The 22,297-nt window shown below is 56.8% G+C and carries 23 protein-coding genes; 16 read left to right on the forward strand and 7 right to left on the reverse strand.

The window, feature by feature from the left end:
- The first annotated feature begins 5 nt into the window (after positions 1-5).
- The 7 genes from hisD to ACR0MS_RS17305 all read left to right on the forward strand — a co-directional run bounded on the left by hisD (position 6) and on the right by ACR0MS_RS17305 (position 5,449).
- Positions 6-1,313, forward strand: coding sequence for a histidinol dehydrogenase (gene hisD / locus ACR0MS_RS17275; protein WP_480576514.1), 1,308 nt, complete (start codon positions 6-8; stop codon positions 1,311-1,313).
- A complete protein-coding gene (locus ACR0MS_RS17280) occupies positions 1,306-2,067 on the forward strand; it encodes an SDR family NAD(P)-dependent oxidoreductase (RefSeq protein ID WP_480576512.1) in 762 nt (253 codons plus the stop codon). The genes hisD and ACR0MS_RS17280 overlap by 8 nt, the downstream gene beginning before the upstream one ends.
- Positions 2,064-3,044 (forward strand): zinc-dependent alcohol dehydrogenase, encoded by a 981-nt coding sequence (locus ACR0MS_RS17285; RefSeq protein ID WP_480576509.1) that lies wholly within the window; start codon positions 2,064-2,066, stop codon positions 3,042-3,044. The genes ACR0MS_RS17280 and ACR0MS_RS17285 overlap by 4 nt, the downstream gene beginning before the upstream one ends.
- Positions 3,045-3,053: 9 nt before the next feature.
- The gene (locus ACR0MS_RS17290; RefSeq protein WP_480576506.1) at positions 3,054-3,464 is read left to right on the forward strand and encodes a universal stress protein; all 411 of its coding nucleotides are present in this window, start codon (positions 3,054-3,056) and stop codon (positions 3,462-3,464) included.
- A 47-nt stretch (positions 3,465-3,511) separates the two neighbouring features.
- Positions 3,512-4,018 (forward strand): sulfopyruvate decarboxylase subunit alpha, encoded by a 507-nt coding sequence (comD, locus tag ACR0MS_RS17295; RefSeq protein WP_480576503.1) that lies wholly within the window; start codon positions 3,512-3,514, stop codon positions 4,016-4,018.
- Positions 4,015-4,569: a sulfopyruvate decarboxylase subunit beta gene (comE, locus tag ACR0MS_RS17300; RefSeq protein ID WP_480576500.1), complete on the forward strand. Its 555-nt coding sequence runs from the start codon at positions 4,015-4,017 to the stop codon at positions 4,567-4,569. The genes comD and comE overlap by 4 nt, the downstream gene beginning before the upstream one ends.
- A gap of 322 nt (positions 4,570-4,891) precedes the next feature.
- Complete coding sequence (locus ACR0MS_RS17305; protein ID WP_480576497.1) at positions 4,892-5,449, forward strand: TetR/AcrR family transcriptional regulator; 558 nt, start codon at positions 4,892-4,894, stop codon at positions 5,447-5,449.
- A 137-nt stretch (positions 5,450-5,586) separates the two neighbouring features.
- On the opposite strand, the gene ACR0MS_RS17310 is transcribed toward ACR0MS_RS17305, so the two are convergent.
- A complete protein-coding gene (locus tag ACR0MS_RS17310) occupies positions 5,587-6,561 on the reverse strand; it encodes an alpha/beta fold hydrolase (RefSeq protein WP_480576494.1) in 975 nt (324 codons plus the stop codon).
- A gap of 182 nt (positions 6,562-6,743) precedes the next feature.
- Between ACR0MS_RS17310 and ACR0MS_RS17315 the strand changes: the two genes are divergently transcribed.
- A complete protein-coding gene (locus ACR0MS_RS17315) occupies positions 6,744-7,643 on the forward strand; it encodes a LysR substrate-binding domain-containing protein (protein ID WP_480576491.1) in 900 nt (299 codons plus the stop codon).
- A gap of 130 nt (positions 7,644-7,773) precedes the next feature.
- The gene (locus ACR0MS_RS17320) at positions 7,774-8,220 is read left to right on the forward strand and encodes a hypothetical protein (protein WP_480576488.1); all 447 of its coding nucleotides are present in this window, start codon (positions 7,774-7,776) and stop codon (positions 8,218-8,220) included.
- A gap of 69 nt (positions 8,221-8,289) precedes the next feature.
- Here the strand turns inward: ACR0MS_RS17320 and ACR0MS_RS17325 are convergent, their stop codons facing one another.
- From ACR0MS_RS17325 to ACR0MS_RS17335, 3 genes are all read right to left on the reverse strand, one after another.
- Positions 8,290-9,042 (reverse strand): outer membrane protein, encoded by a 753-nt coding sequence (locus tag ACR0MS_RS17325; protein WP_480576485.1) that lies wholly within the window; start codon positions 9,040-9,042, stop codon positions 8,290-8,292.
- Positions 9,043-9,079: 37 nt separating this feature from the next.
- Complete coding sequence (locus ACR0MS_RS17330; RefSeq protein ID WP_480576482.1) at positions 9,080-10,321, reverse strand: DUF3179 domain-containing (seleno)protein; 1,242 nt, start codon at positions 10,319-10,321, stop codon at positions 9,080-9,082.
- A gap of 63 nt (positions 10,322-10,384) precedes the next feature.
- Positions 10,385-12,052: a sulfatase-like hydrolase/transferase gene (locus tag ACR0MS_RS17335; RefSeq protein WP_480576479.1), complete on the reverse strand. Its 1,668-nt coding sequence runs from the start codon at positions 12,050-12,052 to the stop codon at positions 10,385-10,387.
- A 227-nt stretch (positions 12,053-12,279) separates the two neighbouring features.
- Here ACR0MS_RS17335 and ACR0MS_RS17340 point away from each other — a divergent pair, with 227 nt between their 5' ends.
- Entirely contained in the window at positions 12,280-13,203 is a 924-nt protein-coding gene (locus ACR0MS_RS17340) for an aldose epimerase family protein (protein ID WP_480576475.1), read from the forward strand.
- Between the two features lie 1,018 nt (positions 13,204-14,221).
- Positions 14,222-14,878: a hypothetical protein gene (locus ACR0MS_RS17345; protein ID WP_480576471.1), complete on the forward strand. Its 657-nt coding sequence runs from the start codon at positions 14,222-14,224 to the stop codon at positions 14,876-14,878.
- A 1-nt stretch (position 14,879) separates the two neighbouring features.
- On the opposite strand, the gene ACR0MS_RS17350 is transcribed toward ACR0MS_RS17345, so the two are convergent.
- Positions 14,880-15,947 carry a hypothetical protein gene (locus tag ACR0MS_RS17350; protein ID WP_480576467.1) on the reverse strand — a complete coding sequence of 356 codons (1,068 nt, stop codon included), beginning with the start codon at positions 15,945-15,947 and terminating at the stop codon, positions 14,880-14,882.
- Positions 15,948-16,026: 79 nt separating this feature from the next.
- On the opposite strand from ACR0MS_RS17350, the gene ACR0MS_RS17355 reads away from it, so the two are divergent.
- Genes ACR0MS_RS17355 through ACR0MS_RS17365 form a run of 3 tightly spaced genes read left to right on the forward strand, consistent with a single transcriptional unit; the run spans position 16,027 to position 17,774 of the window.
- Positions 16,027-16,659 (forward strand): hypothetical protein, encoded by a 633-nt coding sequence (locus tag ACR0MS_RS17355; protein ID WP_480576464.1) that lies wholly within the window; start codon positions 16,027-16,029, stop codon positions 16,657-16,659.
- On the forward strand, positions 16,656-17,579 hold the full coding sequence (locus ACR0MS_RS17360; protein ID WP_480576461.1) for a hypothetical protein: 924 nt from the start codon (positions 16,656-16,658) through the stop codon (positions 17,577-17,579). Before ACR0MS_RS17355 ends, ACR0MS_RS17360 begins: the two co-directional genes overlap by 4 nt.
- Positions 17,580-17,774, forward strand: coding sequence for a hypothetical protein (locus ACR0MS_RS17365; RefSeq protein WP_480576458.1), 195 nt, complete (start codon positions 17,580-17,582; stop codon positions 17,772-17,774).
- Positions 17,775-18,143: 369 nt separating this feature from the next.
- Here ACR0MS_RS17365 and ACR0MS_RS17370 read toward each other — a convergent pair whose 3' ends face one another.
- Positions 18,144-19,148 carry an NADP-dependent oxidoreductase gene (locus ACR0MS_RS17370; RefSeq protein ID WP_480576455.1) on the reverse strand — a complete coding sequence of 335 codons (1,005 nt, stop codon included), beginning with the start codon at positions 19,146-19,148 and terminating at the stop codon, positions 18,144-18,146.
- A 91-nt stretch (positions 19,149-19,239) separates the two neighbouring features.
- Between ACR0MS_RS17370 and ACR0MS_RS17375 the strand changes: the two genes are divergently transcribed.
- Entirely contained in the window at positions 19,240-19,896 is a 657-nt protein-coding gene (locus ACR0MS_RS17375; protein WP_480576452.1) for a histidine phosphatase family protein, read from the forward strand.
- 44 nt (positions 19,897-19,940) lie between these two features.
- Here the strand turns inward: ACR0MS_RS17375 and ACR0MS_RS17380 are convergent, their stop codons facing one another.
- Positions 19,941-20,939: an NADPH:quinone oxidoreductase family protein gene (locus tag ACR0MS_RS17380; RefSeq protein WP_480576449.1), complete on the reverse strand. Its 999-nt coding sequence runs from the start codon at positions 20,937-20,939 to the stop codon at positions 19,941-19,943.
- A gap of 142 nt (positions 20,940-21,081) precedes the next feature.
- On the opposite strand from ACR0MS_RS17380, the gene ACR0MS_RS17385 reads away from it, so the two are divergent.
- A complete protein-coding gene (locus ACR0MS_RS17385) occupies positions 21,082-22,254 on the forward strand; it encodes an acyl-CoA dehydrogenase family protein (protein WP_480576446.1) in 1,173 nt (390 codons plus the stop codon).
- The last annotated feature ends 43 nt before the right edge of the window (positions 22,255-22,297 follow it).

Raw genomic sequence — 22,297 nt, forward strand, 5'->3', positions numbered from 1 at the left:
CAACCATGCCGCGCGAGTATTTGAAAAAAGCGACGCTAACCCCGCAGTCCCATGCAACCGAGGTGCATGACACGGTGAAGACAATCCTAGCCGATATCGAAACGGGTGGCGACGCTAAGGCGCTGGAATACGCGGCAAAGTTCGACAAGTTCGAGGGCAACGTGCTGATGACTCAGGCCGAGATTGATGCGGCCATCGCGCGCGTGCCCGAAAAGCTGAAGGCCGATATCCGCTTTGCCCATGACAACGTGCGCCGCTTTGCGGAGGCCCAGAAAGCGACCGTGTCGGACGTCGAGGTTGAGATCGTACCAGGCGTGACCGCAGGCCAAAAGGCGATCCCGGTGGATGCGGCGGGGTGTTATGTGCCCGGCGGACGGTATAGCCACATCGCCAGCGCGATCATGACGGTGACGACGGCAAAAGTGGCCGGGTGCCGTCATATCACCGCCTGTTCTCCTCCAAAACCCGGAGAAGGTGTCGCCCCGGCCATTGTCTATGCCGCGCATATCTGCGGGGCCGATAGCATTCTGGCCATGGGTGGGGTGCAGGGCGTGGCCGCGATGACCTATGGCCTGTTCGATCTGCCGCGTGCGAATATTCTTGTGGGTCCGGGCAATCAGTTCGTGGCCGAGGCCAAGCGCATCCTCTATGGCAAGGTCGGCATCGACATGATCGCAGGACCGACCGACAGCCTGATCCTTGCGGATAAATCCGCCGACGCGCATGTGGTGGCAACCGATTTGGTTAGTCAGGCCGAACATGGGTACAACTCACCCGTCTGGCTGGTGACGGATGATCGGGCTTTGGCGCAAAAGGTGATGGAACTGGTTCCAACCCTGATCGCAGACCTGCCCGAATTGAACCGCGAAAACGCCTCTGCCGCGTGGCGGGACTATGCCGAAGTGATTGTCTGCTCGGATCGTGAGGAAATGGCCGCCTGTTCCGACGCTTATGCGCCCGAACATCTGACCGTTCAGGCCGAGGATCTGGATTGGTGGCTGGATCGGCTGACCTGCTATGGCTCTTTGTTTCTGGGCGAAGAAACCACGGTGTCCTATGGGGACAAGGCAACGGGCACGAACCATGTTCTGCCGACCTCGGGCGCGGCCAGCTATACCGGCGGGTTGAGCGTCCACAAGTACATGAAGATCGTCACGTGGCAGCGCGCAACGCGGGAAGGGTCCAAGCCGATTGCCGTTGCAACCGCCCGCATTTCCCGGCTGGAAGGGATGGAAGGCCATGCGCGTGCCGCAGATGTGCGGCTGGCCAAGTATTTCCCTGACGAACAATTTGACCTGACCGCCGATGGATGACCCGCGCGCGCTATTTGACCTGAAGGGCAGGGTTGCCTGTGTGACGGGGGCAAGCTCGGGCCTTGGGCGGCAGGTGGCCAAGGTTCTGGCGGCCGCCGGTGCGCGCGTAGTGGGCGTCGCGCGCCGACCCGAGGCGTTGGTAGAACTGACTGAGGAAATAGGCGAAAAGGCCGATGCGGTCGTCGCGGACATCTCAGACAGATCGCGCGTCGATGCGCTGACGCGGGACGTCTCGGCCAAGTTTGGCACGCCGGATATCCTCGTCCACGCGGCCGGGCTGAACACCCGAGAGGCCGCCGATGACGTGACCCCCGAAGGGTGGGATCAAACGCTGGCGGTGAACCTTAGCGCGCCGTTTTTTCTAAGCCAGTCAATGGTTCCTGAAATGAAGAAAAAGGGGTGGGGCCGCATCGTGAATTTCGCCTCGCTCCAGACCACACGCGCCTTTCCGGGCGGGGTTGCCTATGGCGCGACGAAGGCCGGAATCGGCCAGCTAACCCGTGCAATGGCCGAGGCATGGTCGCCTTTCGGTATCACGGCCAATGCCATCGGTCCGGGGTTCTTCCCGACTGAACTGACGCGGGCTGTCTTTGACGATCCAGAGCGCGCTGAACGCAACGCAGCCCAGACCTGTATGCAACGCAATGGGGAAATGGCAGACATCAACGGCCCGATCCTGTTTCTGTGCTCACGCGCGTCGGATTATGTCACCGGACAGGTGCTGATGGTTGACGGGGGGTTCACCGCAAAATGAAGGCTTTGGTCTATGAAGGTGTCGAACACGTGGCCTATCGGGATGTCCCGGATGCCAAGCCCAATCCGGGCGAACACCTCGTTCGGATCGAGGCGGTTGGGATCTGCGGGTCCGACATGCACGCCTATCTGGGCCATGATGCCCGCCGGCCCGCGCCGTTGATCCTTGGTCATGAGGCGGCGGGTGTTATCATGGGTGGCCCCCGTGACGGTGCGCGGGTCACCATAAATCCGCTGGTCGCTTGTGGGCGCTGCGATGCTTGTAGTGCCGGGCGCGAAAACCTGTGCCCGGACCGTCAGATTATCTCGATGCCGCCGCGCGAAGGGGCCTTTGCCCAGTTTGTCGTCATGCCAGACAGAAATCTGGTTGAGGTGCCGCAGCATGTCAGTCTCGCGCAGGCTGCCTTGGCTGAACCGCTGGCCGTGGGGTGGCATGCGGCGCGCCTTGGGCTTGAGGCATTGCATTCGTCTATGGAACGCCGCGCGCTGGTGTTGGGTGGCGGCGCCATCGGGGTTGCAGCGGCGCTGGCCCTGTCTGCGATGGGGCTTGATGAGGTGCGGATTGTTGAGCCCAACACGTTGCGACGCGCATATCTGCAAAATGCGATCCCTTTTGAGGTCGTTGCTGAAACTGCCGACGCGTTCCCGCTGATCGTTGACGCTGTCGGGTTTGCAGCGACCCGCGCGACGGCCTCCGCTCTGGCACAACCGGGTGGGGTGATCGCCCATGCGGGTTTGGGCGAGGATAGCGGCGGGCTGGATGTGCGTCGTATGACCTTGCAGGAAATCACGTTTTTCGGCACCTATACATATACGGCGGAGGATTTCCGAGAAACCGCACAGGCCATATTTGATGGCCGTCTGGGTGCGCTTGACTGGGTCGAAGCGCGCGCGTTGTCCGAGGGGGCGCGCGCATTCCAGGATCTGCGGCAGGGTGCAGTCGCTGCGCCCAAAATCATCCTCGCGCCATGGGAATAGGAGGCTTTTATGTACAAGAAAATTCTCGTGCCGATGGCGCTGGATCATGGGCTGTCACCGCACACATTGCAGGTCGCGCGTGCCTTGTCTGCCGAAGACGGCGAGATCATAGCCCTGCATGTCTATGAAATGCCGCAAGGGTCGGTCAGTGCCTATCTGGACAAAGACGTGGTTGCCGAAGGGTTTCGTGCTGCGCGCACCCTGTTGCGGGAAAAAGTGTCGGATATTGATGGGGTAAAGTGCGATATCATCAAGGGTCACACGGCGCGAACCATTATCGACTATGCCAGTGACAACGACATTGAATGCATCGTCATAGGGTCGCACAAGCCTGGCCTCAGCGACTATTTTCTTGGGTCGACCGCCTCGCGCGTCGTCCGTCATGCAGCCTGTGCCGTGCATGTGCATCGCAGGCCGTAATTCATCAATCGCGCCTTCGCGCCCCAATCAGGACTGACAGACCGGACATGAACATAGACAAGAAGATCACAGATGATCTGATGGCCAACGATATCTCGTTCGTCACCACCGTTCCGTGCAAGCAACTTGCGGGCGTCATTGCCGAGATTGATGAGCGCGACGGCATCTACCACATCCCCTCGAACAAAGAGGATGAGGGGATGGGCCTGTGCGCAGGTGCATGGATGGGGGGGAAACGCCCGGCTATCATCATGCAGAACACGGCAATCGGCGTGACGATCAACACGCTTGCGACGTTGATTCAGTACTATCGGATGCCTCTGCCCATGTTGATCTCGTACCGGGGAGAACTGCGCGAACCGATCGCTTGTCAGGTTGAAATGGCGGTGCATACCAAGGCGCTGCTTGCCCAATTGAACATCCCGACCTACCACTTTCATCACAGGGAAGATGTCGAGGAACTGGATGCAATCCTGAAATACACGTTCATGTGCAACAAGCCGGTCGCCATTCTGACCGATGCCAACTTCTGGGGAGGCTACGGCGACCAATGATCCGTTCAGAAATCCTTAAAGAAATCGCTCCGATCCTGCGGGATCAACTGGTGGTCTGCAACATTGGCATCCCCAGTCAGGAGCTTCACGCAATCGACGATCAGCCGACCAATTTCTACATGCTGGGCACGATGGGGCTGGCCTCTTCCATTGGGTTGGGTTTGGCGCTTGCGCAACCTAAGCCGGTTATCGTCATCGACGGCGATGGGTCTGTTTTGACCAACCTTGGCACTTTGCCCACAATCGCAAATAACGTGGCTGACAATTACATCCTGCTGATTGTCGACAATGGGTCATACGGATCGACCGGCGATCAGCCGACCTATGCCGGGCAGAAGACCTCGCTTGCGAAAATGGCCGAGGCTGCGGGCTGCGAACGGGTGATCGAATGCCGGGCCGAGGATACGGGCCGCGTGTTGCAAGAGGCTCTGGACGCCGGGCAAATGACGATCATCGTCAGCAAGTGTGAAAGCGGTAACGCAAAAATGCCTCCGATTACGATGGACCCCGTCGTCATCCGGGACCGGTTCATGAAGGCCGTGCAATCCTGATACCGCCAAATTTGCCGAACCGTCGCTTGTGTTTCACTGGCGGCGGTTTCTTTTTGCCTGTTTGGTAAGTCGCAGCGTAACTGCGACCCCAAGTGCTGTTGGCAAAATGGACTAAGTGTGTAAACCAGTTCCCAAAAATATGGCGCGGTGTTTGACCGTTTCTCAGGTTCAAAATCAAAATAGATGCAACCGGGAAATAGCGGCGGACACATACGTGCCGGCAAATTGTGACACAACAGGAAGATGCAGCCTGAAAAAGATCGGATCACGGCCTGTCTTGGGCTGAACATCCGTCATGGATCAGGTGTGGGAAAGGTCAGCGATGGTAACGGCGCCAACGATTTCGGGTATTGATCCCCGTGATGTGATGAACACGTTCGCGCAATACGGATTCCGCAAGACATCCATGGAAGATATTGCACGGGCGGTCAGGCTGTCCCGACAGTCGATCTACAAGAAGTTCGGCTCGAAGGAGTCCTGTTATACATGGGCGCTCAGAACCTATACCGAAACCTTGTACCAGTATGTTTTTGACCTTTTGGAAAAGGGTGACGGCGCGCCGCTTCAAGTGCTGGAGGACGTGCTGCTTTGGGTCGTGACTGACTCGTTTGAAATATCCAAAACGGAGCATGGGGCAAAGCTGCTGGAAGACGCGTTGGAAATTGCCGCAACGCAGCCGGAAAACTGGCCAAACGTGTATGTCGTCAAACTGAGTGATTTTCTATTGCGCCAAGGTCTGGCATCCACTCCGGACCGCGCGCAAGGCCTTGCATATCTGGTCATAACCGCCGCGCGCGGCGCGTTGGTCGTTGCCCAGTCAAAGGAAGATTTTATCGTGGATATTCGCCGTTTGCTGCTGGTGATATTTGCCGAAGATTAAACTGGCGCGCTTATGACCTGACGCGTTTTTTGCGCGTCGCCAGAGCTTGGCTTTCTTTGGCATCAACGTCTGGCCGTTTCCGTGGCGCAAGCGAGACTAAGTCGCCGCGCCCTGTTTCAGGCGCGGCTGAGGGTGGATCAGTGCGTTTTGCCAGTCGTGCGATCCAGAAAGGCAATCATGTGCTCGGCAATTTCGGGGCCGTATTCTTCAAGCGCGAAATGGCCGGTATCCAGCAGATGAAACTCGATCGTGTCGAGATCACGCTTATAGGGATGTGCGCCGTCTGCCGGGAAAATCTGATCGTTCTGCCCCCACATCAGCAACGCCGGCGGTTGGTGCGCCCGAAACAGTTCCTGCCATTTCGGGTACTCGGCTACGTTTGTTCCGTAGTCCAGAAACAGCTCTAACTGAATTTCCTGATTTCCGGGCCGGTCGAGAAGGTATTGAACGTGCCAGAAATTGTCCGGGCTAATGGCCTCTGGGTTCTGTACGCCATGGGTGAATTGCCACTTTGTTGCGTCAAGGGTCAGAAACCCCCTAAGGGCATCACCATTATCGGCGCTTGGGTCGGCCCAATAGGTTTTGATCGGATCCCAGAATTCGCGCAGACCCTCTTCGTAGGCGTTACCGTTTTGTATGATGAAGCCAGACACGCGTTCTGGATGCTCTGCGAACATCCGGAATCCGACCGGTGCGCCGTAATCCATCAGGTAAACCGAATAAGTATCGACGCCCTTTCGATCCAGCAGGGCGGTTGTCAGCCGTGCAAGATTGGCAAAGGAGTATTCAAAGGCGTCTGCCGGAGGCATGTCAGATGCGCCAAAGCCGGGATAATCCGGTGCAATCACGTGATAGTTTTCCGCAAGCGCGGGGATCAGGTTCCGGTACATATGCGAGGATGTCGGGAAGCCGTGCAGCAGCAAGACGGTCGGGTTCGCGGGATCACCGGCCTCGCGATATGCGATGGTCAACTCGTCGATCACCTCGGACCGAAACTTTACCTGCTCGTCGGTTATGAGAGTGTCTGCGCCCGCGATGGTTGGTATGGTTGGGGCCGATAGGGTGAGGGCCAGAAGGCCCGCGCTGACAATTGATTTCAATGGGGAGGCCATGAGTTTCTCCTTAATTCTTGGGTTATGTCCGCCTGAAAGACAGGCTTTCGCGGCAGACGGCGGCATTCAATTCACGGCCGTCAGAGAGGTGTTTCAGCCGTTGACCGAAACTTAGACTTTCGAAATTTTTGTGGAATGTGCAAAATATTTAATATATTATTCCATAAAATGGAATAGTGAGTATGGACAGATTTCACGCCATCCAAGTCTTTATCAAGGTCGCGGATTTGGGTGGGTTTGCCATCGCAGCCCGCGACTTGAATATGTCACCGCCTGCGGTCACACGGGTTATTTCCATGTTGGAGGATCGGCTGGGGGCCCGGCTTTTCCTGCGCACGACCCGGTCTGTAAGTCTGACGGAAAGCGGTCAAAGGTTTCTGGAAGATGCGCGCCGGATACTGTCGGAACTGGAAGAGGCCGAACGTGCCGCAGTCGGAGCTTATGCGGAACCCAAGGGGCTGCTCAATATCACGGCCTCGGTCATGTTCGGACGAATGTTCGTTGTGCCAATCCTGGCTGATTTCCTGCGGCAGCACCCCCAGATCAGTGCAAGAACGCTGTTTGTGGACCGCAATGTAAGCCTGATTGACGAAGGCGTGGATGTCGGTGTTCGGATCGGTGAGCTTGGGGACTCGAGCCTGATGGCGCGGCGCTGTGGATCGGTCCGGCAAGTGGTTTGCGCAGCCCCTTCGTATTTGGAGCAAGCTGGCGAACCCAAAACGCCTGCTGATCTTGCGGGGCATGCGATCATCAATTCGAACGCGTTGACGTCGTCGCGACAATGGCAATTTCAGTCCGAGGGCAAGCCGTGCTCGGTCAGGATTTCGCCGCGGGTCAGCATGAACACGAATGACGCCATGATTGATCTGGCCGTACAAGGCCAGGGCATTGCGCGCCTGTTGTCGTATCAGGTGGCTTCGTGCATTGCCGACGGGCGCCTGAAGCCGGTGTTGACCAAATTCGAAATGCCCCCGATGCCCATTCACCTTGTTCACCAAGAGGGCCGAACGGTTTCCGCCAAAGTTCGCGCCTTTGTGGATTTTGCGGCTGATCGCATGAAATCAAACCCGCATCTTGCCTGATACCGCGCCTAGGTGACCAATCAGTATTGATCACTCGGGTGGCAAAGTCTCATTTCCGCCCTGATTTCGTCAGATCAACCACAAAATCCGGTTCCAGAAAGGTTAGGTCAGTTGGCTCAGGGACTTCGCCGTGAAACGGATTGTCGGACATCTAAATCGAGAAAAACGTAGGCTTTACTCTATTGCTTTCCTCGCGTTCGCGGCGGGTTGTGTCCTGTACTCGCATGTCGATATCACACGGATGGGGCTGCCGCTGCCCGTGCTGGCGGGATTTGTCTATATGGGGGTGATTGTCTGCGCGTCTGCGATCACGTCCTATTTCCTGCCTAAGCTGACCCGTGTCACCGACGCGGTGGCTGTGACCCGCCTTGGGTTTGCATTGTGGATCGCCAGCACCCAAAACTATGAGCTCGCCGCCTCTCCCATAATCGGGGCGACGATCGTTGTCGGCGGAGCGGTGATCTTGCTGCAGGTTCGTTCGTGGATTCAGGTTGCGCATCAGAATGCGCTTGACACGATGGCACCTGCCTTCGCTTTCGGCGCCTCGCCGCAACGCATCAAAGTACCTGTGACCTGATACGCCCGGGACCGGGAATTGCAGCGGGTAAAGACGCGTGGTTTCCCGTTCTGTGTGCAAAGCAACCGGCTAGAACCGATAGGTTGCCCCAAATAACGGACCGGATTGATCAAACTTGAAGTCGCCGCCATTAATTTCGTGATCAAACGAGATGTAGCGGTACCCCCCTCTCAACACCCACCGGTCGTTGATTTCATAGTCAGCTGTCAGCAGAACTTGCCAGGTTTCGCTGTCGCTTGTGAATCCGCCATAGTCGAAAAACCCGGTTCCGGACCATCGTTCATTGAACCTCATGCGTGCTCTGACGCCGATGACCGGGTCGGTCCAGCTTTCGTCGACATTTACCATTCGTCCCGGTGCGGTTCCCGGCAAAACGGTAAAATCCGTTTGGGTGCGGAACCATCGAAACCCGCCGGCCAGATCAACGGTTGAGGTATCTGTGGTCAACACCCTGTACCCCAGATAGCCGCTGAAGAACTGCGTGGTCAGCGATGTTTCGACGCCGGAACTGGCCTGTCCGGGCGTGTCGTTGCTGAACGAAAGGTCGGTATAGTTATAGTCGGCCAGAATGGACCATCGTCCGTTGGTTGCCGCAAATGTGCCCATGAAAGCCAGATCGAGGTTTTCCAGCGCGTCTGAGAAGGCGAGGGTTCCCTCAACTGTTCCATTGGGCGTTTGTTGGGACACCTCTGTTTCGGGCGTAAACAGGTATATCGTGGCCTGATAAGACCAATCGGACTGTTGCGCGTAAGCAGACGTTGGCAGTGCCGCGACGAATGCCAGTTTCAATGCCGTATTTCTAAGCTTTTTCTTAATAGCCATTGATCCCTCCCAAGATCGCAAAGCGTGAAATTGCGGGTCAGGCGACCGCCTCGCTTTTGGTCGCCCCCTTCGAAACGCGGTTGATATCGGTTTCCGGAAAAAACTCGGACCAGACATGCCAGAACACGCCCGCGCGCAGCGTTTCGACGCGCTTTAGGCGGCCCTGATCCGACATCCCCCAAAAGTCACAGCGCGTCACAGGATGGCCGCTGTCATTGTACCATACGCCAAGGCTTTCGTATTTGGGGTCCAGGCTGACGACTATATCCCGCCCGCCGACATTGGCGTTGACGATCCAGTTGTTGTCGACCACGAAATCATCCGTCCAGCAGGCGGCGTCATTGCCGATAGTGATCCCCCAAACATAGGTTTTGTTGGGCAGGCGATTGTCGGTCCGATCCATGTTGTCCATGACAGGAGCGTCCTCTTGATGCTGACGCCCGATTCCCCAGCCGAACGTGATCTCTGTGACCATGTCCAGCAGACGCAGAGCCAGGTTTGGCGAGGGTGGGTTCAGAAAGACTTCGCCGTCGGGAAAGGCTTTCTGGAAGCCGCGAAACGTCATCCGGTACGTTGGCCAAGGTGTCATCTGCGCTTCGGGCCGCAGAGGGCAGGCAAGCCCGTCGGCCTCCGGGTCCCGGTCAGCTTCGCGGAACCCATAGATGTGTTGGATCGGCTCTCCGGTTTCATTGTCGCGCAGGATCAGGTTGTTGCCGTGCTGCGCCAGAACTTCCAGATCCAGACGCTTGCCTTCGATCCGGGGGGCATAACCCTGCCCAAGATTTGCCATCGCGCAATAGGTCATCACGATGTCCTCTCCGCCCAAACCATTCACATCGCCAGCCAGATGGGGCCTCATGATCTGTGCATCGGGATGCGCACGGGCGTGTCCGTTGTTTTCAATCACGATAACCGGCGCTGTCGGGCCGACGTATTTCCGGGCTTCGGATATGGGAAAGAATGCGGCGTCGTTCAGTTGGTTCCTAAGGCCCAAGTGAACCCAGACGTATGGAAATCCATAAAGGAAGATCACAAGCAGAACTGAAAGAATCCACAGCCAAAACGGTCCGCTGCCAAATATGAAATGCACCAGCGTTGCGACTACGAAACTTCCTAACCCAATGGCGATCAGGGTGTATTCATGCCGGATAAAGCGCACCATGTTTTCGCGCTTTACCTTCAGCAGCATCTGCGAAACGTCGCCCAGATCGCGAAAGTAAAGAAACCCGATGCCAAGCGAGATGACCAAGCCAAAAGCGAAAATTAGATTTGCAGCCATTTGTGTACCTTGATGTCTATTGTGCTTGGGCCTTTCGCCGGGTTGCGGCAGAAGGGGTTCTGGTTACTGCATGGACGAGCCTTGTTTGGCGAGAAACGCCTCGACCGCGCGCTGAGTTTCCGGTCGGATGTTTTCGATCCCCTCATAGGGAACACCAATCGCGGGCTTTGTGTCCGGGAACTTCTCTTTTCGGGCCATGTGCCGGTTCAGTATCCGAACAAACTCGGCCCCGCCCCATGCGCCCACTTCGGTTGACACGGGGTATTCTTCTCGTGTGTCCCGGTAGAGATTGAAGAAATCCGCTAAGATCGCATTTTCAAGCGAGCCGGGGAAAATCAGTTTGAGCTGATCCTTGATAATCGCCTCGGGCGAGTGGATTGAATAGGCGATCACGCTGTCGCGACGCGCCTTTTGTTCGTCCTGAAACAGGATCGCCGCACTTTGATCGACGCCATCCACCAACCGGTCACGTGGAATATGCTCAGACGCTCCGGCAAATCGCGCAAGCGTCGTATAAAGGTCCGAGACATGCACGATGCTGTTGAGCATTCCATCGGCTTCGATCATACCGGGCCAGCGAACGAAGGCGTCAACGCGAATTCCACCCTCGCTGGTGTCCCCTTTGCCGCCCCGGAAAATCATCGCGGAAAAGCCGGATTGCGGGGAATATTTGGTGAAATGCCCGTTATCACCCATCACGACGACTATGGTGTTTTCGGACAGCCCCAGCGCGTCGATTTCGTCAAACAAATCCCCAAGCCACTGGTCCAGCAGCTGCATCTTGTCGACGAACAGCCCGGCATTGGCGCTTTCGGGGCCGGTTCGCCCCGTCCGTGTGCTGTCTATCGGGATCATGGGCCAGTATTGCAGGAAAAACGGCGCTTCGCCTTGTGACAACCGCCGCAATTCACTGAGCGTTTTGTCCTGGAATGCCTGGTTCATCTCGTCGTATTTTTCGGCGCCCCAGCGTTCACCCGGCTCCATTCGGATTTCGCGGATCGGGCCTCCGGCCTCGCCTTCGATCACGGTGACCATCGCTGCGGGGTCGGGGCGAAACCAGTTGTCCAGCGTGTAGATGGGGTCGTAGTCGCCTATTCCGACCGATACCTGTTCACGGATGCCGTCATCGTTGAAGATATCCAACTGTCCCTGTTGGTGCACCGCATGCTGGGCGTAATCAAACCCCTGGTTCATGGCCCAGCTTTCCGCAATGTCGCCCATGTGCCATTTGCCGACATGAGAGGTTGCGTATCCTTCGCCCTTCAGCACCTCTGCCAGCGTGACCTCGTCGCCGGGCAAACCGAAACCCGAAATATCGACCGACGTGTTTCCCATCCCCATGCGAACCGGTAGCCGCCCGGTCATCTGTGCCACGCGGGTCGGTGTGCACGAGGGTTCGGTGTACATGCGCATCATCCGCATCGCCTGATCGGAAAAGTCGTTTATGTTGGGTGTTTCATATCCCCTGACAGCATTCAGTTCAGGAATGCCCATGTCGCCAAAGCCGACATCGTCGATCAGCACATTGATAATATTCGGTGGCTTACCCCCGTTGCCCGCCTCAAAAGCGGCAAGCGCCTCGTCTACGGCAGCGTCATCCTGCGCCCATTGCTGGGCGTATTGCGCCTGGAGGACATAGAACTCTGCATCGTGCTGAATCGGTCCTTCCTGTGCGGTGGCCTGTGAAAAAATCAGACCCGCGGACAACGCGACCAGGCAATGCAGTTTCATAGGAATCCTCCCAATGGTGTGTGCTAAAGTCCTGTTTTGTCGTTAAAGTGCTGATCACATAGAAACATTACTATGTAATTCTGACAAGCCTTGTGCCTTGGGAGGGGCCAAAGTTGACGGATCTTTCGCCTTTCGATGGCAAAGCGTCATCCAGATTTCCGACAAGAGGTTTATGACCATTATCGGCAGTTCCACTCCCGGCTCGCACCTTTAGCCAAAGGATTAACATGGACATCAAAACAGCAGTTCTGACCGACGGAGACATGCGCGTGTCTCTGCTGAACTACGGGGCCGTCACGCAGGGGTGGTGGTACAAAGGAAAGCCGTTGATCCTTGGGTATGACGACCCGGGCAGCTATGAGTCAGACGTCAATTACATGGGTGCGATTGTCGGCCGTGTCGCTAATCGGATCGCAGGCGCTCAGTTCCGGTTGGGGGACGAGAGGTTTGACCTGTTCGCAAATGAGGGCGACAACACATTGCATGGCGGTTCAGGCGCAATCTCTCACCAACTCTGGGCATTTGAGGACGTTTCGCTGTCAGAAGCCATTCTGAGCCTGACCTCTCAGGACAGAGAAAACGGGTTCCCCGGCAGTGTTGAATTCCGACTGCGCGTCACGTTGGAATTCCCGCGCCTGACCTATGAGATTGATGCGGTCCCGGACAGGCCGACGCCGATCAGCATCGCGCAGCACAATTACTATTCACTGGGCTGTACGGACGGGGTTTCCGCGCTCAGATTAAAACTCGCAGCTAAGGCGTATCTTGAAACGGACGATCAAGGCCCTGCTTTGGGTCGTGTCTCAGATGTTGGCGGCGGCTCGCTCGATTTCGGATCATCGAAGTTGGTTGGCGACGCCCGCGTGGATTTGGATCATTACTATTGCTTTGAAGGCAACCGGCCGACCTCGGACGCAGTGGCCGAGCTTACCGCTGCATCCGGCCTGCGTCTGTCCGTATTTTCCGATCAACCTGGCGCGCAGGTCTATTCCGGATCGCAACTGTCCAAGCCGTTCCGCAAGCGAGCTGGGATATGCATTGAACCGTCAGGATATCCAAACGCAGTCAATGTTCCGTTGTTCCCTTCGGTCATCTACACACCCGATACGCCATATCGACAGGTGCTAACCCTTGAAATAACCGAGGTGTAGGTATGAAACGGCGTCGGGGTTAAGCCCCCAACAGATTCTCTAGAGTTTGGCGCAAAACAGTGGCTTGGCGGCATGTTCCACTCGCTTACGTTCTCAAAAAGTAAACAGTGCGCCGATGCACGTTGCCACTGTTCTGATTTTTGGTCGAAAAACATCTCAATTTGCCAAAAAAGTCGTCGATTATTTTCCAAGCGACGTTGGGAATGATAATTTGTTCCACACGTTGAGTAACGAGTTGAATGTTGTACGACTAAATTTATGGGAGCCGTTTCCACCAGCGCGGGTGTGTTTTTGTCCGTCAGCTTTGGAGATGGCTCCCAAAATTTTTTCGAATTAACAAGGTTTTCTGGCGAAAATTCCGGTGTCAGTTGTTGTTTTCCAATCTTCGAAGCGCCTGCTCAAAGGATTTCGCGCTGATGAGGTCCCATCAAGCGCGATTGCGATCAATGCGGGGTCGCTTCGTTTGCCAATGCCGGACGGGACACGGGCTTGTGTGCTTTTGTTCACAGAACATACGCAGGACTTAAGTTAACGTAGCGTAAGCTTAGGAGGCCGTCATGTCCCGCCCGATCAAAAACGAACCCCTCGTTGACCCCTCGAATTCAAACGGACTCGTCTATCCGATCTTTCGAATTCTGCGCCTGTGTTCCAAAATGCAGCGTCAGGTGAACCAATATCATTGATCAGATATTCAGCGTCACGACACTGGCGGTTCTGAAACCCAAGCTTGACCTTGTTCAGGATGTAGCCTCAGCCGAAGCCGAACGTCAGTGTTTTTCCAACTATAAATACGTCGAACAAAACCACGAAATCCCAGGGTCCAGCAGCACCGAACTTTGGTGGCTGGGATGGGTTTGGTTAACGATTTATTGACGACATATCAGTAAGTAAGCCCGCACGGGGTGACCCGTTGCGAATGGGTTACAGGTCGCCGATCCAGCACGCTGAAGACGCGCCTTGTGGTTTCGCTCGGATGCGCCTTCGGTATGGTCCGGCTACCTAAACTACGAGGTACAAAATGTACAAATTCTGGGCGGCGGCAGTCGCTTCATTCCTTTCGGTGTCTTCCGTAACCGCACAAAGCATTTCACTCGAAGATTTCGAGGCGAAAGTGAATGAGCGTGCGCAAACTCTTGGCGGATTCGAAGATTATTTGATGGATCCAGACCCGAAAAGATCCATGGCGGCGCTGCAGGTCATGCTCGAATCGGGGGATGAAACACTTGTTTCAATGGCATTGAAACATGGTCTGACCAGCCCGAATCCTGATGTACGTTGGACAGCATTGAAAAGCTACCTTGCGGGCGGCCCGACGCTTTCTGTTTTTATTGATGCAAAAGAAGTGCCTGACGATAAGGCAGAAACATTTGATCAGGTGATGCGTCGTCATGGAGGCACCTTGGGGGCAAACAAGGCCGCGTCCTTCAATGTCCCTGTTGGCGAAAAGAATGAAGAATTGTCGTGCATCGCAAGATCGGACTTCAAGGATCTCTGCGCAATTCGCGTCAATGCGGCAAGCGTAAGCCTGTTTGTGCCGAGTTCCCACAACTATACAGATACGCGTTGGATCGAGTTTACGTTGGCAAAGGAAGGTAAGCTTGAAGGCAGCTTTACGACCCGTAACGGTGGTTGGGTGACCCCCGGTTTGCCTGCATCAATTCCTTTGATCGAGTAACCTAGTACGCGCGAAACTGGTCGATTTTTATTGGCTCTGCCGACCACGCGCTTGCAATGACGATCTTGATTCTACGAGCCCAGGTCTGGGCTCGTGGCCCTGTATCCAGAATACCGTCCCGCGACAATTCACCGGACCAAAATGTCCGCCAGTTCTGTCCCTGATCATCCGGGCTTGAGAAAATCACGATCCGACGGGGCATTGCCGCGCCGTCGTCTTCTGCCGAGGTAATCGCAATACGCGATACTGTTGGGGTCTCTTCACTTGTCGTTGTGAATATCACCTCCGCATTGCGGATGGGTTCGAAGACAAAGCTGCCGTCCTCTGACAGCATGTTCTCGGGCAGGTTGTCACCGTTGACTGCTTTGGCCGTCGTAGATGAAACCATCAAGGGCAAGCCGCCGTCCAAAGTCTGATTTTCAATTGGCTCTGCCTCAGCGACGATTTCACTTTGCGATCCGATCCATCGCGCGACGTTCTGATGAATTTCGTCAATACGCATGAAGCGGATGTTGCCATTCTCCAATGCCTCAAGAGCCATGCCAACGGGTTTGCCGCGCACAAACAGGAAGCCGCCGCTCATTCCTTGGCGGGCTGCCACGTCCTTTTCCGCCTCATTGAACGCGGCCTCCAGATCAAGGTATCGCGTTTCCGTCAGGCGCATTTCCAGACGATCCACAAACCCCTCGTCATCTATCAGAACCAGTTCAGCGGTGCTGGATTGCGCCAATCCACCACTCTGTGGCTTCAGGTCGTCGATTGACCCCGAGCACCGGTCGGCGATGCTGCGCCGCACCACCCCAACCGCAAGGTCCATGCCCTGCCAGAACGGGAATCGCAGCGAGGCTGTACCCGTCAGCGCGCCTTCTCCGACCACCTGAGCTCGGGGTCGTTTGTCTACGACATGGCGTGCGGTAATCAAGTAGCAATGACTGTCGTGAGAAAACAACAGACCCTGACCGCGTTCCGCCCCTCTGACCGCAACAGGCTCTGCCACTGCTTGACAAAAACCCAGACACAGGGAACCAATCAAACCAATGCCAAGACCAAGGGACTGTTTCTTCTTCATGATTGATTCCAATAGATTTTTACTGCTTGCCGCGACCATGCTTTGCTTGCCGAATATTGGCAATAGCGAAGAGATTTCGTTGTCGGAAGAAAAACTGCAGGAAGAGTTAAAACCATCGGCAACGATTTCTGGCCTTCTTGTGCTGGGTGCAATTCGGCAGAGCGCTGCGTTCACGGATCACGTTGTCATGACGGCCTCATTACCGCAGGATTGGCAGGGAAAAGAAATGTGCATTTCGCTGATCTCGGCCGACGGGCTGTATGAGGCGCGCAATACCTACCGTATCGGATCAGATTGGGCCGGTGGGGTTGCTGACATCCCATATCCGACAGAATATGCCGACCGGTTGTTGTCACTGGGGGCAGATGACCTGGCGATTTCCACCACTGCCGGAAGCTGTGACAGTTCGGATGAAGCGGCCTTGATGCCGATTGCATGGCGCAATACCGAAGCCGCGCAATCAACGACAGTCTCGCTTTACGCGAACTCGTTCGGGGCGGACGAAGTGTTCGTCTATGTCGGGGATGATCCGTCGGCGGACCCTGTCGATTGCACAAGAATAGAAACAGGTATCCGCACGGTGTTTGACACGGTCTGCAAACTGGAGCTTGAGGGCTTTGATCTGAGTGCGCCTATCGAAGTCGAAATGATCCGTATTTCCGACGGCAATATGTCTCCATCCGAATTTGTTGAACTGGACCTTCGCGGGTGAAACTCCGATTTCTGAAGACCAATACCGGCGAAAGCAGGATCTGGTTGGCGCTGGCCTATGTATTCAAGCTCAGGTTTTTGCCATTTCTGGCGGCGGCCGTTCTGTTTGTCGCATTTCTGGGAAATGTAATTTGGCAGCCGGAAAGAACATTTGTCGTCGAAGCCCTCACCTCGGGTGGCGAGATCACCTTTGCCGGAGATCACAATGCGTGGCCGATATCGGGGGCGGTATTTTGCATCCCCAAGCCGCGCAGCAGAACCCGAAATGCGGTTGCATCTGACGGCCCTTGCGACGCGCGTGCCTACACGATTGTGGAACCGGAAAAGAGTGTTCTGCGCTGGGCAGATGACTCGCGCGTTTCGCTTCGGGTTGGCGATGACGGAAGCCTGAAACTGCGTGTGTTGGACGATCTCACCAGCGTTCCGAAAGACACTATCATAGTCTTCGGAAACGCGTATTTGCAGGATATAGGCGCACTCAGCTTTGCGGGTTCAATCACGATCGGACGCCCTCTGAATACAGGCTCCAAGGACATTTTGTATGAAGGACGTTACCGCGTCCGCGAGACGCATGTGCTGTCGTCCGTGATGGGAAAGCAGACCTACGAGGTTCTAAGTTCCGATCTTACCCGCGGTGAGGAGGTCGCGGTGGTGCACGCCAGAGATGCCGATGCCCTCTCGCTTGGCTATGGCCATATCACTCTGCCTTTGGAGTCAACAAAGGCTGTGCAGGTGGTGTTCCATTCGTCTCTGGGAGATCATGCCATTCGCGCGTCTTCTCTTGGGCTCGAGCGACCCGCTCTGATCAAGCCGGACTGGGTCGACAGTACCTTGGCCAGCCCCTATGTCCTGATCGTCGGCCTGTTTGTCTCGCTTCTTATCAGTATCTTCGAACTGCACGCGCTGATCCGGCAAGATTGATTGCGCGATCCAGCGGCATTGGCGCAGTCCAGACGGTTTGTGAGAAAGGTGGCAAACACTTCTGGTGTTTTTGTTTTTGGGGGGCGTTCGCCGCTGCCGCCGTTCTGGTTATTTCAACAATGGGCGATTCCGCAGGTTAATATCCCCGGAATTTGCGAGAAATTCATGACAAAACCTGAAAAAACACAGCGTTAATTTTGGGTTAAAACAGGGGGTAATAAATTATTCGAAGTAGTTAGTAACGAGTTGAACATGGTTAAATATATTAAACAGGAGCTGTTCCCAACAGCGCAGAAATCCACGACGGCGGACTCTGGTCTGCGTGGGAATAGCTCCTCGAGTTCTATTAGAGAAGCGATTGAACTGATAGCACCGATATCGGTTTGCGCGCTGTTGTTGGCCTACTTCCTGAACAAGGCATCCGTCGAAAGCTATGCTTCGCTTCTGATGTAAATCGCGCCCCCCCCAAAGTACTTGGGAGGCTCGCAAGTGATTAAGTCTGTTCTGCACGGCTGCGGGAATTTGCACCCATGTCGTTCAGAAATACATTTTAATATCAGAAGTTTACGACGGATCGGGTGCAACCCGGACCATGCGCTTGCCCTTGTTTTCGCCTGCCAGCAGCCCGATGAGCGCTTGCGGCGCGTTTTCCAAGCCCTCAACGATATCCTCGAACACTTTCAACTGACCGCTGTCGATCCACCCCTGGAGCGCGCGCAGGGCGGTGGCGTCCTGATCGGCGAAATCGGTGAAGATGAACCCTTCCATCCGCAGGCGTTTCACAACCACCAGGCCGGGCAGGTTGCGTGGGCCGGTCGGTGCGCCGCTGTCATACTGGCTGATCGCACCACAACAGACGACGCGCCCTTTCTGGTTCATCGCGAACAGGGCGGTTTCCAGAATTTCACCGCCGACATTGTCGAAATAGACATCGACCCCATCTGGACAGGCTGCGCGCAGAGCTTTGAACAGGCTTGGCGCGCGGTAGTCGACGCAATCGTCAAAACCCAGCTCCTCCTTGACCCACTGGCATTTCTCGGGCCCACCGGCGATGCCCACGACCCGGCAGCCGATGGCCTTGGCGATCTGGCCGACATAGCCTCCGACCGAACCTGCCGCGGCCGAGACAAGCACCGTCTCGCCGGGCACGGGGCGGCCCACACCGATCAGGCCGTGAAACGCGGTCTTGCCCGCAATGCCTAGGGCCGAATGCAGATTGGACAGTTGCGCCACTTTTGGCAGCTTTGTGCAGGCCTTGGCGGGGCGCACCACATAGTCGGCCCAGCCGGATTCGGCGGCGACAATGTCTCCGGGCTGCAAGGTGTCAGAGTTGCTCTCGACCACTTCGCAGACCGAATAGGTATGCATGACGTCGCCTTGCTGTACCGCTTCGCGATAGGTGGCCCCCTGCATCCACGACCGGTTGGCGGCGTCGATGGACATCAGGAGGGTGCGCAACAGTACCTCATCCGCGCCGGGGGTGGGGATATCAGTTTCCCGCAGCTCAAAATGGTCGGGCGTCAGCGCGCCTTTCGGCAGTTCGCGGACGATGATCTGACGGTTGGTCATTCGAAAATTCTCCTCTTGAGGGCGGTCAATATGTTGCGCTTGGCGCGGGGGTGGTGTTGTGTCGTGAGGGTTGCTGAAAAGGACGCGCGCCATGACCAAAGAGTTTCGTCAGCACGTTTATGCTCCGCCTGCGGGTGCAGCGGATATTCTCCTGATCCGACATGGTGAGTCCGAACCAGCGATACCGGGCAAGCCCTTTCCGTTGAAAGATGGGCATGGCGATCCGGCCCTGCATCCGAATGGAGAGGCGCAGGCTAAGGCGGTTGCCGCGCGGCTGAAGTCGGTGCCTTTTGCGGCTGTCTATGTCACCACGCTGCGGCGCACGCGTCAAACAGCGGCGCCGTTGCTGGCGCATCTGGCTTCGCAGCCAATCGAAGAGCCTGATCTGCGCGAGGTTCATCTGGGTGACTGGGATGGCGGCGAATACCGTATCCGCGCGGCCGAGCGCCACCCGGCTTTTCAGCGTGCCAAGGCCAACCATGAATGGGGTGAGATTCCAGGCGCTGAAACCACAGCACAGTTCACTGGGCGTGTTCGTGCCGGGTTGTCGCGGATTGCCGCGGCGCATCCCGATCAGAGGGTGGCTGCGTTTGTCCATGGCGGCGTGATTGCCGCCGCCATGTCGATTGCGACAGGTGCGCCTGCCATGACCTTTCTGGGCGCGGCCAATGGCTCTTTCACCCGGTTGGTAATCCGCGGGGAAAAGATGGTGGTGCGCGGGTATAACGACATGGCACATCTTGAATAGAACCCGAAAGGACAGGCCGGGCAGGGCGTAACCTGCCTTGCGCCTTAATCCATCGTAAGAACAACTTTACCCATGGCCTTTCGATCATCCATCAGCTTGAGGGCCTCAGCAGCCTGTTCCAGCGGAAAGCTGGCCGAGATCCGAGGTTTGATCTCACCCTTCGAATACATGGTGAACAAGTCTTTCATGTTCGCAGCATGTGCCGCAGGATCGCGCATCACCGACGCCCCCCAGAACACGCCGACGATCTGGCAGCTTTTCAGCAGCGCAAGATTGGCTGGTATCTTCGGAATTCCCGCAGGGAACCCAACAACCAGGAAACGCCCGTCCCAGGCCATGGCCCGGATGACCGGTTCGGCATATCCGCCGCCGACCGCGTCATAGGCCACGTTGACTCCATTCGGTCCGGCCAGCGCTTTGACCTGTGCTGACAGTTCTTTTTGCGCGTCGCGACTGTCCATCTCGCGTGCGTAAATCAGCGTCTCATCCGCACCGATCCGGCGGCAGAACTCGGCCTTCTCCTCGGATGAGACGGCCGCGATCACGCGCGCACCCATCGCCTTGCCCAGCTCGATCGCGGCAGCCCCCACACCACCGGCGGCGCCCAGAATCAGCAGGGTGTCGCCCTTGGCCAGATAGCCGCGGTCCTTTAGCGCGTGATAGGACGTGCCATAGGTGAAAACGAAACAGGCAGCATCTTCAAAGGGCATCGCATCGGGGATTTTCACCGCGCGCCACGCGTCAATTGCGACATGGGTGGCAAAGCCGCCATACGAGGTCAGCGCGAGGATCCGGTCGCCGATCGCCAGATTGCTTGCGCCTTCGCCCAAGGCAATGACCTCGCCCGCGATTTCGCCGCCGGGGGCAAAGGGGCGGGGCGGTTTTATCTGGTAGAGATCCCGAATCATCAGCGTATCGGGAAAGTTCAGCCCCGCTGCGTGGACGCGTATCACAACCTGCCCTTTGCCCGGCGTCGGGTCTGGCAGTTCGGTCAGTTCCAGTGTTTCGGGGCCGCCCGCGGCGGTGCTTAACATGGCTTTCATGGGGTCCTCCTCGCAACGCCTGTGCGCTCTTGGCGAGCATCATCGGGTGTAGAGAGGGGTTGTCAACTCGAAAATGAAATGTAATTCTGCACAGCGGAACGATATCGCAGGGCTTGGGTTCTGCGAACCGTGGGAGGACTTGATGCACGATATCACCGAACCGGAGCTTTTCCGTGCCGCTTTGCGTGCGTGGCTGGAAGAAAACTGCCCGACCGAAATGCGCGACCGGAATTCCAGCGAAGCAACCATCTGCTGGGGCGGCAAGCGCTGGACGTTTGAATCGCAGGCGCAGCAAGACTGGCTGGAGCGGTGTGCTGCACAGGGGCTGACAGTCCCCACATGGCCGCGCGCCTATGGTGGGGCCGGGTTGGACCGGGCGCGGGAAAAGGTGTTCCACGAAGAAATGCGCCGTATCGGGGCGCGCTCACCGCTGGAAAGCTTTGGTATCTGGATGCTGGGGCCTGCGCTGCTGCAATTTGGGACCGAAGAGCAGAAACTGCACTATCTGCCACCAATCGCGCGCGGTGAGATACGGTGGTGTCAGGGCTATTCGGAACCCGGCGCGGGGTCTGATCTGGCGTCCTTGCAGACCAAGTGCGAGGACAAGGGTGACCATTGGTTGGTCAACGGCCAGAAGGTCTGGACCTCATATGCGGACAAGGCGGATTGGATTTTCGTGTTGGTGCGCACCGACCGCGATGCCCCCAAGCACAAGGGGATTTCCTTCATACTGGTTGATATGGAAACGCCGGGCGTGTCGACCAGCCCCATTCGCCTGATTTCGGGTGAGTCGCCGTTTTGCGAGACCTTCTTTGATGACGTCAAAGTGCCCAAAGAACAGGTGGTGCACGAGGTCAACAAAGGCTGGGACGTGGCGAAATACCTGCTGACCCATGAACGTGAGATGATCTCGGGCGGGGCCGGGGGGCTGATGGGGTCGGGCCGATCTCTGGGGGCCGTGCTGACCGAGGAAAGCGACGGTGCCCTCAATGCCAGCCTGCGCGCCGACGCGATGCAGACCGAGATTGACGCGCTGGCCATCGGGCTGACGCTGGAACGCTACAAGGATCAGGCCGAGGCCGGCCAAGGCGCGGGCGACGCTTCGGCCATGTTGAAATACATGGGCACCGAACTGAACAAGCGGGTGTTCGAAGTGCTGATGGACTCGGGCGGGTCGGACGCGCTGGAGTGGGACGGACCGATGGGCACGCGCCCGTCCGATTGGCTGCGCACCAAGGCGAATTCCATTGAAGGCGGCACATCCGAAGTAATGCTGGGGATTGTGGCCAAGCGGGTTCTGGGATTGCCGTCGTGATTTTGGGGGAATGTCGGTTGCTGACGATGGGCAGAAAGGGGCG

The sequence above is a fragment of the Ruegeria sp. CJ2 genome (genome assembly GCF_056536745.1).